The organism is Methylobacterium phyllosphaerae, from assembly GCF_001936175.1.
Lineage (GTDB): Bacteria > Pseudomonadota > Alphaproteobacteria > Rhizobiales > Beijerinckiaceae > Methylobacterium > Methylobacterium fujisawaense.
This window is the reverse complement of record NZ_CP015367.1, coordinates 1330607-1343416: the sequence shown is the minus strand read 5'-3', so window position 1 is coordinate 1343416 and position 12810 is coordinate 1330607. Positions and strand designations below refer to the sequence as shown.

Annotated in this window: 6 protein-coding genes; 5 read left to right on the top strand and 1 reads right to left on the bottom strand. The window is 72.0% G+C overall.

Annotated features, from left to right (window positions below):
• The first annotated feature begins 99 nt into the window (after positions 1–99).
• Complete coding sequence (locus MCBMB27_RS05825; RefSeq protein WP_075380046.1) at positions 100–786, top strand: PspA/IM30 family protein; 687 nt, start codon at positions 100–102, stop codon at positions 784–786.
• A 48-nt stretch (positions 787–834) separates the two neighbouring features.
• Positions 835–1110, top strand: coding sequence for a YiaA/YiaB family inner membrane protein (locus MCBMB27_RS05820; RefSeq protein WP_043357650.1), 276 nt, complete (start codon positions 835–837; stop codon positions 1108–1110).
• A gap of 24 nt (positions 1111–1134) precedes the next feature.
• Here MCBMB27_RS05820 and MCBMB27_RS05815 read toward each other — a convergent pair whose 3' ends face one another.
• Positions 1135–2004 carry a lipase family protein gene (locus tag MCBMB27_RS05815; protein WP_075380045.1) on the bottom strand — a complete coding sequence of 290 codons (870 nt, stop codon included), beginning with the start codon at positions 2002–2004 and terminating at the stop codon, positions 1135–1137.
• Positions 2005–2268: 264 nt separating this feature from the next.
• Here MCBMB27_RS05815 and treZ point away from each other — a divergent pair, with 264 nt between their 5' ends.
• From treZ to MCBMB27_RS05800, 3 genes are all read left to right on the top strand, one after another.
• Positions 2269–4074, top strand: coding sequence for a malto-oligosyltrehalose trehalohydrolase (gene treZ, locus MCBMB27_RS05810; protein ID WP_075381881.1), 1806 nt, complete (start codon positions 2269–2271; stop codon positions 4072–4074).
• The gene (locus tag MCBMB27_RS05805; protein WP_075380044.1) at positions 4071–8972 is read left to right on the top strand and encodes a malto-oligosyltrehalose synthase; all 4902 of its coding nucleotides are present in this window, start codon (positions 4071–4073) and stop codon (positions 8970–8972) included. Before treZ ends, MCBMB27_RS05805 begins: the two co-directional genes overlap by 4 nt.
• Before the next feature lie 371 nt (positions 8973–9343).
• Positions 9344–12724 (top strand): maltotransferase domain-containing protein, encoded by a 3381-nt coding sequence (locus MCBMB27_RS05800; RefSeq protein ID WP_075380043.1) that lies wholly within the window; start codon positions 9344–9346, stop codon positions 12722–12724.
• The last annotated feature ends 86 nt before the right edge of the window (positions 12725–12810 follow it).

Here is a 12810-nt window from a genome sequence, read left to right as displayed (position 1 = left end):
TTGCGACGCGGCGCGCCGCGTGTTTTACCTGTTTCATGAACGACGTTCAATAAATTACGGATGCGATCCGGCCCGTCGTTCTTCGCGAGGTGAACCGTGATGAGGACCCTCTCCTTCCTGATGCGCGGCGTGATCGCCGACAACGCCCAGGCGATCCACGACGCCCATGCCGTGACGATCCTCCGCCAGCAGATCCGGGAGGCCGCCGGAGCCCTGGCGGCCGCCCGGCGGGAACTGGCCGTCGCCCTGGCCTACCACGCCGCCGAGATGCGCGCCCTCGACGCCATCGGGACCCGCATCGACACCCTGTCGGACGGGGCGCGGCGGGCGCTGGCCGACGGCCGCGAGGATCTCGGGACCGGGGCGGCGATCCACATCGCCGCGCTGGAGGACGAGCGGGCCGACCGCCGGGCCGCCGCCGAACGCTTCGCCGCCGAGGTCGAGCGGCTGAAGCGCCTCGTCGCCCAGGGCGGCGAGCGGCTGCGGGATCTCGACCGCGGGCTCCAGACCGCCCGCACCACCGAGACGCTGCGGCGGGCCGGCCTCGAGGGCCGCCGGGTCACGACCCTGTCGGCGGGAGCCCTCGGGGAGGCCGAGCGGACGCTGGCGCGCCTGCGCGAGCGGCAGGCGGCCGAGGCGGACGTCGCCGCCGCGCTGACCGAGCTCGAGGCCGATCTCGAGGCCGGGACCGCGGGCGGGATCGAGGCCGATCTCGAGGCGGCGGGCTACGGCCGCCCCCGCACGGATCCGCGGGCGGTGCTGGATCGCCTCAGGGCCGGGGCCTGACCGGCGCCGCACGCCCCCCCGTCCGATCCTTCCTCAGGAGACCGCACCATGACACCGCAGATGCCCCATACCGGCGCCTGGAAGACCTTCACGCTGGTCAGCTTCGCCGCCGCCGCCGCCATGCTGACGATCGGCATCTTCTTCCTGCCCGCGGATATCTGGATCAAGGGCTACCTCGCCATGGCGTCGCTGTTCCTCACGGGCACGACCTTCACCCTGGCCAAGACCCTGCGCGACGAGCACGAGGCGAAACGGCTGATCAACAAGATCGAGGACGCCGCCACCGAGCGCGTCCTGCGGGAGGCGGTGCCGGGCCGGCTCTGAGCCGATCCCCGAGGTCGGCGCCGCTCAGTCCGCAGCCTCCAGGAACGCGGCGACCACCCGGGAGAATTCCGGGGTCCGCAGGTAGCCGTAGGATTTGTGCCGGTTCTCGGCGCCGTCCGGCCTCCGGTAGGCGTTGATCACCGGCACGTCCCGCACCCGCACGCCGGCGGCATTCGGCGCGTAGAGGGCCGCGAGGTCGTCGCCCACCGTGGCGATGTCCTGGCGGTCCATCAGGTTGGTCCAGGCGGTGAGCGCCGCCGGCACCCGGAGGTCGCCGTACGCGTCGGCGAGCTTCAGCTTCAGCTCGGCGAGGCCGAGGGGCGCGCCGAGGGTGACCAGGGCGCAGCGGGGCATCGGCGTCCCCTCCGCCTCGGCGGCGCGCAGAACGTCGTAGGCGATCAGGCCGCCCATCGAGTGCGCGGCGATCAGCACGGTATCCGCCGCGGCCGCCGCCAGGACGTCGCGCAGGCGCGCCCGCGCCGCCGCCCGGAAGGTCGCGTCCTCGTGGTAGCCCCAGAGATCGTCGAGACGGTATTCCAGGATCAGGTCATCCACCGGCGTCAGCCCGGCGGCCTCCTGCAGGTGCGACAGGCCGCGATAGATCCGGTCGGTGAGGGTCGGCTCGGCGCGGTCCGGCTCCCCCGCCGGGGAGGGGAACGGCCCGAGGCCGTGATCGGGGCGGTAGGGCTCGCGGTTGCGGTCGCCCGCGAGCGGCTGCGGGTAGCGCAGGTCCGCCCAGTAGACGAAGGTGAAGGGCAGGTCGGCCTCCGCCACCCGGAGCCCGCGATTGCGGTCGAGCCCCTCGCGGATCGCGGCGCGCCACCAGGCGGCCTTCTCATCCCGGGGCGGCTTGTTGGCGAGCCCGTGGATGCCGATGATGTGCGCCCGACCCAGTGTCCGCTCCCAGACCGACGCGAATGCCGGCGGCTCAAGATAGGGCCGCCCCGCACGGACGGAACTGCGGCTTAGTTTCCGCGCGCCCGTCGCCCCCGCGCGTCAACCCGTTCGTCGACCCAGTCGTCGACCCATTGCCACCCGGCCGCTCCGCCATAGCTGCGCTGCGGGAACCGGATCGGGCCCGGGGCCTTCTCCCACGACAGATGATCCTGCCGCGCTTGCATCCCGGTGCGCGCGGCCAATGACGAGGACGGTGGCCCGATGCGGCGCGCCCACAGCATGGATTTCGGGGCCGAGATGGTCGAGGGCGGCGTCCGCTTCGCCCTCTGGGCACCCACCGCCAAGAGCGTCGCGCTCGTCGTCGACGGCGCCGATCACCCGCTGCCGGAATCCGGCGGCGGCTGGCGCCGCACCGCCCTGCCCGGGGTGAAGCCCGGCGCCCGCTACGGCTTCCGCATCGACGGCGACCTCGTGGTGCCCGATCCCGCCTCCCGCTTCCAGCCGGACGACGTCTCGGGCCTCAGCGAGGTGATCGACCCGCGGGCCTTCGCGTGGTCCGACGCGGACTGGACCGGGCGGCCCTTCGAGGAGGCGGTGATCTACGAGTGCCATGTCGGCACCGCGACGCCGGAGGGCACCTATGCCGGCCTGCAGGCCCGGCTGCCCGACCTCAAGGCGCTCGGCGTCACCGCCATCGAGCTGCTGCCGCTCGCCGACTTCAAGGGCGCGCGCAACTGGGGCTACGACGGCGTCCAGCCCTACGCCCCCGACGGCGCCTATGGCCGCCCGGACGACCTCAAGCGCCTGATCGACGCCGCCCACGGGCTCGGGCTGATGGTCTATCTCGACGTGGTCTACAATCACTTCGGTCCGGCCGGGAACTATCTCCACGCCTACGCCAAGACCTTCTTCACCGAGCGCCACCAGACCCCCTGGGGCGCGGGCATCAACTTCGACGGCAAGGAGAGCGGCGCCACCGTGCGCCAGTTCTTCATCCAGAACGCCCTCTACTGGCTGGAGGAATACCGCTTCGACGGCCTGCGCTTCGACGCCGTCCACGCGATCCTCGACGATTCGCCCCGTCATTTCCTGGCCGAGCTCGGCGAGACGGTCCGGAAGACCTTTCCGGACCGGCAGATCCACCTGATGCTGGAGAACGAGGCCAACCAGGCCCGCTGGCTGGAGCGGGACGCCGCCGGGCGCCCGAAGATGCACGATGCCCAGTGGGCCGACGACCTGCACCATTGCTGGCACGTCCTGCTCACGGGCGAGGACGCCGGCTACTATAAAAGCTTTGCCGACAAACCGGTCGCGCACCTCGCCCGCTGCCTCGCGGAGGGTTTCGCGTATCAGGGCGAGCCGTTCGCCACGCTCGACAACCATCCGCGCGGCGAGCCCTCCGGGCACCTGCCGCCGTCGGCCTTCGTGACCTTCCTCCAGAACCACGATCAGGTCGGCAACCGGGCGCTGGGCGAGCGGTTGAACCACCTCGCGGATCCGAAGAAACTCGATCTCGCCCGGGCCGGGCTCCTGCTGGCGCCGCAGATCCCGATGCTCTGGATGGGCGAGGAATGGTCGGCCTCGGCGCCGTTCCTGTTCTTCGTCGACTTCGCGCCGGACGAGGAGCTGAACAAGGCGGTGCGCGACGGCCGCCGCCGGGAATTCAAGAGCTTTGCCGCCTTTGCGGACGACACCGGGAAGATCCCCGATCCCACGGAGCGCGAGACCTTCGCGGCCTCGAAGCTCGACTGGTCCGAGCGGGAGCGTTCGCCCCACCGCGAGGTGCTGGCGGAGACGACGCGCCTCCTGGGGCTGCGCCGCGACGTGGTCGTGACGCTGGCGAAGTCCGGCTATGACGGCGCCGCCGCCACGATACCGCGCGCGGACGTGGTCGACTGCACGTGGCGCTTCGGCGCCGGCACCCTGCGCTTCGTCGCCAATGTCGGGACCGAGGCCTTCGCGGTCGATCCGGGCGGTGCCCGGCCGGTCTGGACCAACGCCCCCGACGGGGCCGGACGCGATCTCCCGTCCTGGACGGGCGTGTTCCTGACGGAGTCCCACGCGTGAGCCCCCTCGAAAAACTCGCCGACCTGGTCGGCGTCGCCGCCGGCTACACCGACGCCTTCGGCAAGCCCGTCGAGACGCCGCTGGCGGTGCGCCGCGGCCTGCTGGCGGCCCTGGGCTTCGCGGTCCAGGACGAGGCGTCGATCGCCGGGAGCCTCGCCGAGGTCGAGCGCCTGCGCCGCGGCCTGATCCCGCCGCTCCTGCCGGTGGAGGCCCGCCGGGCCGCCCGCGTTCCGGTCCGGCTGCAGGACGGGGCGCCCCACACCCTGGTCTGGCGCCTCGTCGACGAGCGCGGCACCGCCCGGGAGGGACGGGCCAACCCGCAAGGATCCGATCCCGGCTTCGAGCTGCCGCCGCTGACCCCGGGCTATCACCGACTCATCGTGCAGGCCGGCCAGAGCCGCACCGAGGCCTGGGTGATCGCCGCGCCGCAGCGCTGCTGGCGCCCGCGCCCCTACACGGATGAGGGGGCCTCCGATTGGGGGCTCGCCGCCCAGCTCTACGGACTGCGCTCGGCGACCAATATCGGCATCGGCACCTACGCGGATGCCGGCGAGGCCGCCCGCGAGGCGGCCCTGCGCGGGGCGGCGTTCTTAGGGCTCAGCCCGGTCCACGCCCTGTTCGGTTCCGACCGGACCAAGATCTCCCCCTACTCGCCCTCCTCGCGCCTGTTCCTGGAGACGCTGTTCATCGCCCCGCGCAGCCTGCCGGGGCTCGCCGGCTCCCGGGCCGAGGCGGTGCTCGATGCGCGCGCGGACGCGATCACGGCGCTCCGCGAGGCGGCGCTGGTCGACCACCAGGGCGTCCACGACGTGCTCGACCCGGTGCTCCGGGCCCTCTGGGCGGATTCCCCCGCCCGGGCCGGCACGGACGCGGATTTCGCGCGCTTCCGGCAGGCGGGCGGCGAGGATCTCGAATCCCACGCCCTGTTCGAGGCCCTGTCGGAGCATTTCCGGGGGCAGGGCGCGCACTGGCTGGGCGACTGGCCGGACGCGTACCGCCGGGCCGGCACGGAGGCGGTGCGGGCCTTCGCGGCGGAGCATGCCGAGGCGGTCGGCTATCACGCCTGGCTGCAATACCTCGCCGACCGGCAGCTCGAAGAGGCCTCCGCGGCGGCTCTGGGCGCCGGCATGCGGGTCGGGCTGTACCGCGACCTCGCGGTCGGCGCCGACCGGGGCGGCTCCGAGATCTGGTCCCATCCCGAGCGCTTCGCCGACAAGGTGTCGATCGGCGCGCCGCCGGATCTGCTGGCGCCCAAGGGCCAGAACTGGGGCCTGCCGGCGTTCGATCCGCTGGAGATGGAGCGCGACGGGCTCGCCGCCTTCCGGACCCTGGTCCAGGCCAACATGCGCCATGCCGGCGCGATCCGGATCGACCACGCCTTCCAGCTCGCCCGCCTGTTCCTGATCCCGCTGGGCGCGGGCGCCCAGGCCGGGGCCTACGTGGCCATGCCGTTCGAGCCGATGCTGGCGGTGCTGCGGCTGGAGAGCCACCGCAACAAGTGCCTCGTCATCGCGGAGGATCTCGGCACCGCCCCGGAGGGCTTCTCGGACGCGCTGATGCGGGCCGGGGTGCTGAGCTACCGGATCCTCGCCTTCGAGCGGGAAGGCGACGGACGGTTCAAGGCGCCGTCGGCCTATCCGCGCGACGCGCTCACCGCCATCACCACCCACGACCTGCCGACCTTCGTGGGCTGGTGGCGCGGGGTCGACACCGACACCCGCCAGTCGCTCGGCCTCTACGACCAGGAGCGGGCCGAGGGCGAGCGGGCCGAGCGCGTCGTCGAGCGCCGCCGCCTCGCCGAGGCGCTGGCCGGCGAGCAGCTGCTCCCCTCGGCCGAGCCCCCGGATGCCGCGCCATTCGAGGCCGCCGCCCGCTACCTCGCCCGGGCGCCCTCGATGCTGACCGCCGTGCAGTACGAGGACGTGGTCTCCGAACTCGCCCAGGCCAACGTGCCGGGCTCCACCGAGGGCTACCCGAACTGGCGGCGCAAGCTCGACCGGGACCTCGCGGACATCGCCGCCCCCGGCGGGCCGCTGGCCAAGCTGGCCGCCGCCCTGTCGGCGGAGGCACGGGGACCGCGCTCGGGGGCCGCGCGGCTCGCCGCGCCGCCGCCGCGCTCGACCTACCGGCTGCAGTTCCACAAGGACTTCACCTTCGCGGATGCCGGCCGGATCGTCCCCTACCTGCACCGGCTCGGGATCAGCCACGTCTACGCCTCGCCGCTCCAGACGGCACGGCCCGGCTCGACCCACGGCTACGACATCGTCGATCACGGGGCGATCAACCCGGAACTCGGCGGCGAGGCGGGCTTCGTCCAGCTCTCCGAGACGCTCCACGCCCACGGGATCAAGCTGCTCCTCGACATCGTCCCGAACCACATGGGCGTCGGCGGGTCCGACAACCCGTGGTGGCTCTCGGTGCTCGAATGGGGCTCGCTCTCGCCCTTCGCCGACGCCTTCGACATCGACTGGCAGCGGCTCGGGGCCGGGCGCAACCTCGTGATCCCGTTCCTGGGCGAGCGCTACGGCGAGGCCCTGGAGCAGGGCACCCTGGTGCTCAAATTCGATCCCGAGAAGGGCGCCTTCAGCGTCTGGCACTACGAGCACCAGCTGCCGATCCGGCCGCTGAGCTACCCGACCATCCTCAACCGGGTGATCGCCGCCATCGGGGCGGTGGACGACGACACCACCGCGGAGCTGCTCGCCATCTCCGAGCGCCTGCGGGCCATGGCGATCGACACCGACGAGACCCGCCGCAAAGGCTTCCCCGAGGAGGCCGAGGGGCTGAAGCGCCGGCTCGCCGAGATCCACGGCGTCTCGCCGCTGATCCAGGAGGCCACCGCCAGCACGCTGGCCCTGCTCAACGGCTTCAAGGGCCGCCCGGACAGTTTCGGGCCGCTGCACCGGCTGCTGGAAGCGCAGGCCTACCGGCTCGCCCATTGGCGGGTGGCGTCGAGCGACATCAACTACCGCCGCTTCTTCGACGTGAACTCGCTCGCCGGCCTGCGGGTCGAGCTGTCCGACATCTTCCACCGCTCGCACGAAACCGTGTTCCGGCACATCCGCGAGGGCCGGATCGACGGCTTGCGCATCGACCATATCGACGGGCTGGCCGACCCGCTGGGCTACGCAAGGGCGCTCCAGGCGGCGGTCGGGCCGGGCTTCTACGTGGTCGTGGAGAAAATCCTGGAGCCCGGGGAGCGGCTGCGGCCCTGGCCGGTGGCCGGGACCACGGGCTACGACGTGCTCAACCAGCTCGACGGGATCCTGGTCGACAAGGGGAAGCGCGGCAAGGTCGAGCGCCTCTACACCTGGGCCACGGGCTTCGACGAGCCCTACGGCTTCCAGCTCCGTGCCGCCAAGGCCGAGATCCTGGAGATCAGCTTCGCGAGCGAGCTGGAGGTGCTGACCACCGACCTCAAGGAGGTGGCCGATTCCGACCGGCGGACCCGCGACTTCACCGTCAACGCGCTCCGCCGGGCGCTGATCGAGATCATCGCGCGCTTCCCGACCTACCGGAGCTACCTGCCGCCGGAACTGGAGGAGGGCGAGGTCGAGCCCGAGGACGTGCGCCTGATCGAGGGCGCCGTCGCCAAGGCCAAGCGCTGGTCGAGCCTGCCGGACCGCTCGGTCCACGACTTCGCCGCCGACGTCCTGCTCGGCCGGATCGAGACCGCCGGGGCGGGCCGGCCGGATCCGCGGGTTGCCTTGCGCTTCCGCCGCCGGTTCCAGCAGCTCACCGGCCCGGTCATGGCCAAGAGCCTGGAGGACACGCTGTTCTACCGCTACGCGTGCCTGCTCGGCCTCAACGAGGTCGGGGGCGATCCGGGCGAGTACGGGATCGACGCGGAGCACTTCCACGACCTCCAGATCGCCCGCGCCCGGGACTGGCCGAGCGCCATGATCACCACGGCGACCCACGACACCAAGCGGGGCGAGGATGCCCGCACGCGGCTGCTCGCCCTCTCGGAGATCCCGGAGGAATGGGCCAAGGCCTGGGACCTGTGGCAGCGCACCGCCGGCCCGCACCTCGCCCGCATCGACGGCGAGCCGGCCCCCGACGCCAACGACCAGTGGATGTTCTTCCAGGCCATTCTGGGCGCCTGGCCGCTGGAGCTGCTGGAGCGGGACGAGGCCGGGGCGATCGAGGATTTCCGCGACCGGCTGATCGCCTACGGCGAGAAGGCCATGCGCGAGGGCAAGCGCCGGTCGAGCTGGGTCAATGTCGACGCGGTCTACGAGGGCGCGGTCAAGAAGCTGTTCACCGCGCTGATCGCCCCGGGCTCGGACTTCCTGGCGCAGCTCCGGCCCTTCGCCCGGCGGCTCGCCCATCTCGGCATGCTGGCGAGCCTCGGCCGGACGGTCCTGAAATGCACCCTGCCGGGCCTGCCCGACACCTACCAGGGCACGGAGATCTGGGACTTCTCCTTCGTCGATCCCGACAACCGCCGCCCGGTGGACTACCCGGCCCTGGGGCGGATGCTGGACCAGGGCGGCGTGCCCGCGGAGCTGCTGGCGCACTGGCCGGACGGGCGGGTCAAGCAGGCGACCCTCGCGGCGCTTCTGGCCGAGCGGGCTGAGCGACCGGACTTCTACGCGAGCGCCGCCTACGAACCCGTCCCGGCCACCGGCGCGCGGGCCGGGCACGTGATCGCCTACCGTCGGACCGATCCCGGCCAGGAGGGCGGCGACCTGTTCGTGGCGGTACCGCGGCTGGTGGCGGGCTTCGTCGGGGAGGCGGTCTGGCCGGGTGAGGCCTTTAATGGGACCCGGGTCGATCTCGGGGCGGGGACGCGCTGGCGCGACCTCGCCTCGGGGCGGATCGTGGCGGGGGAGGGGGCCGACCTCGGCGAACTCCTGCGGGATCTGCCCTACGCGGTCCTGCGGCGGGAGCCGTGAGGGGAGCGGCCGGATCCGCGGATCGTCCTCCCCCCCTCCGCGGGGGAGGGTGGGCCGGCCGTCAGGCCGGGTCGGGAGCGGGGAACCCGGCTTCCGAAAAGGGCGGAGCCGGCATGAAGGCCGCCGCCTTCTCCGGCACCGTCGCGCCCCCGTCACGGGACTTCGGGGACCACCCTTCCCCGCAGCGGCGGGAGGGAGCGTGCGCGGGTCCGTCCCTGCCACGAAGACCATGTCGGCAGGTCCCTCGCGGTCCTGTCATGCGAATCTGCTGAGAGGCGGACGGCGCGGACCTGACAATCCCGCCGTCCCACGCGAAGGCACGCCCGGGCGGTTCGGGCGTTACGACACAGGAACGGGAGCCAGAAGCCAGCATGAACGCACCGACCAAAGCCGCTGCGACGACCGGGGCCGAGGCCGTCCTGCCGGCCGCGCTGGCGCCCCGGGCCGAGGGGCCGCGGATCTACAACCTGTTCCCGCTCCTGGTCGGGCGCGTCGCGGACTGGACCGCCGAGCTGCCGCGGATCGCCGCGCTCGGCTTCGACTGGATCTACCTGAACCCGTTCCACCAGACCGGCGGCTCCCGGAGCCTCTACGCGGTGGCCGATCCCGAGCGGCTCGACGAGCGGTTCCGCGACCCGGACGGCACGCCGGACGACGCGCAGATCCAGCGCTTCTGCGCGGCCGCGCAGGCCCTCGGCCTGTCGGTGATGACCGACCTCGTGATCAACCACACCGCCGACAACGCCCGCCTCGCCACGGAGCGGCCCGACCTGTTCATGAAGGAGCCCGACGGCTCGATCATGCACCCGGCGGCGGTGGATCCGGACGATCCGTCGATCCGCACCGTCTGGGGCGACCTAGCCGAACTCGACTACCACACGCCGGCTGCCCGGGATGAGCTGACCCGGATCTGGGGCGCCTACGTGGCCCGGCTCCAGGACCTCGGCGTGGCGGGCTTCCGCTGTGATGCGGCCTACAAGGTGCCGCCGGAGACCTGGCGCGTCCTGATCGGGGAGGCCAAGGGGCGCGATCCCGCCTGTCTCTTCGCCGCCGAGACCCTGGGCTGCACCTTCGAGGAGGCCCGGGCCACGGCGGGCGCCGGCTTCGACTACCTGTTCAACTCCTTCGCGTGGTGGGACCTGAAGAAGCCCTGGGCCCTGGAGCAGTACGAGCGCCTGCGGGTGCTGGCGCCCTCCATCGCCTTCCCGGAGAACCACGACATGACGCGGCTCGCCGCCGGGATCGGCGGCGGCCCTGAGGCGGTGGCGGCCCATCTGCGCACCCGCTACGCGCTGGCCGCCTTCTTCTCGGCCGGCGTGCTGATGCCGATCGGCTACGAATGGGGCTACCGCCGGGCGCTGCACGTGGTCGAGACCACCCCGGGCGACCGCGAGCACGAGACCGGCATCGACATCTCCGGCTTCATCCGGGCGGTCAACGCCCTGCGGGCGGAGCTGCCCGCCGCCAATGTCGAGGGCGCGCAGATCCGGATCTCGTCCCCCGACAGCGACTACGTGGCGCTCGCCCGCTTCGACACCGGCCACCCGGCCTCAGCCCGGCACGGGCTGATCGTGCTCTACAATCCGACCGACAAGCCGGTGCCGGTCGAGGCTGGGTCGCTCATCGCCCGCACCGGCGGCATGCTCGGCACCTTCGTCGACCGGACCCCGGAGGCCGAGCCGATCGCGTTCCATCCCGGCAGCGCCATCGACCTGATGCCGGGCGAGCTGCGCATCCTGGCGGCCAGCGCCCAGGAGGTCGCCCGGCTCCCCGAGCGCGGCACCCCGGACGGGGAGGGGCGGGTGGTGATCGAGGCGGTCAGCCCTGAGCTCGACGGCGGCCGCTCGCCGGTGAAGCGGATCGTCGGCGAGTCCCTGCGGGTCGAGGCCGACATCTTCTCCGACGGCCACGAGATCATCGACGCCGCGATCCTGTCGCGGGTCGCCGGCAGCGACGCGTGGCGCGAGGACCCGATGGTCTTCGTCGACAACGACCGCTGGGCCGGGCACTTCCCCCTGGAGCGCAACGCCCGCTACGAGTTCACCCTGATCGCGTGGCGCGACGCCTTCTCGTCCTGGGTGCGCGACACCCTGAAGAAGCGCGCCGCCGGCGTCGATGTCCGCCTGGAGACGATCGAGGGCGTGGCCCTGGTCGGGACCGCGGCGTCGCTCGCCCGGACCCGCGGCGGCCGCGACGCCGAGCGCCTCGCCGCGCTCGTGGCGGCGCTCGCCGCCGAGGAGACCGGCTCGGCCGCCCAGCTCGACCGGATCCTCGACCCCGAGGCGTCGCGCCTCGTGCGCCGGAACGCCGAGCGGGTGAACCTCACCCGCTATCCCCTGACCCTGCCGGTGATCGCCGACCGCCTCGCGGCCCGGTTCTCCGCCTGGTACGAGATCTTCCCGCGCTCCCAGTCGATGGACGTGAACCGCCACGGCACCTTCGACGACGTCATCCGGCGCCTGCCCGAGATCCGCGAGCTCGGCTTCGACGTCCTCTACTTCACGCCGATCCATCCCGTGGGCCGGACCAACCGCAAGGGGAAGAACAACACCCTCACGGCCGAGCCCGGCGATGTCGGCTCGGTCTACGCGGTGGGCGCGGCGGAGGGCGGCCACGAGGCCGTGCATCCCGACCTCGGCACCCTTCAGGATTTCGAGCGGCTGGTTGCGGCGAGCCACGCCTACGGGATGGAGATCGCCCTCGACTTCGCGATCCAGTGCTCGCCCGACCATCCCTGGATCAAGAACCATCCGGAATGGTTCGAGTGGCGCCCCGACGGCACGCTGAAATTCGCCGAGAACCCCCCGAAGAAGTACGAGGACATCTCGAACGTCCACTTCTACGGCGGCGCCCTGCCCGGGCTTTGGATCGAGCTGCGCGACATCCTGCTCGGCTGGTGCGCCCGGGGCGTGCGCATCTTCCGGGTCGACAACCCCCACACCAAGCCGATCCCGTTCTGGGAATGGGTGATCGGCGAGGTCAACGGGCGCTATCCGGACGCGATCTTCCTCGCCGAGGCCTTCACCCGGCCGAAGATGATGAAGAAGCTCGCCAAGGCGGGCTACCAGCAGAGCTACACCTACTTCACGTGGCGCAACACCAAGCAGGAGCTGACCGACTACGCCCTGGAGCTGGCCGGTGAGATGGGCGAGTACTACCGCCCGAATTTCTTTGCGAATACGCCCGACATCAATCCCTACTTCCTTCAGACCAGCGGACGCGCCGGCTTCGTCATCCGCGGAACCCTGGCCGCGACCCTGTCGTCGGTCTACGGCATCTACAACGGCTTCGAGCTGTGCGAAGCCGCGCCGTATCCGGGCAAGGAGGAGTACCTGAACTCGGAAAAATACGAGCTGAAGGCCTGGGACTACGACCGGCCGGGCAACATCCGCGAGCACATCGTCAAGCTGAACACGATCCGGCGCGAGAACCCCGCCCTCTGGGATTTCCGCAACGTCGTCTTCACCGGGGCCTTCAACGACCAGATCATCGCCTACGCCAAGGCGACGCCGGAGCGCGACAACTGCATCTTCACCATGGTCAACCTCGACCCGAAGAACCGCCAGGAATGCACCTACGAGGTGCCGCTCTGGCTGTTCGGCCTGCCCGACGACGGCGCCGTCGAGGTCGAGGACCTGCTCCAGGGCTACACGTTCGAGTTGCGCGGCAAATCCCACCGCATCGCCCTCGATCCGGCCGAGCGATCCTGCGTCATCTGGCGCCTGCGGGCGCCGCGGCGGGTTGCGGGCTGAGGCCACCCGTGGCACCTGACCGTGGCACCTGACCCCGGCGGCGGGCCTCCCCGTCGCCGACCATTGCACCCGCGCGGCGGTCGTCC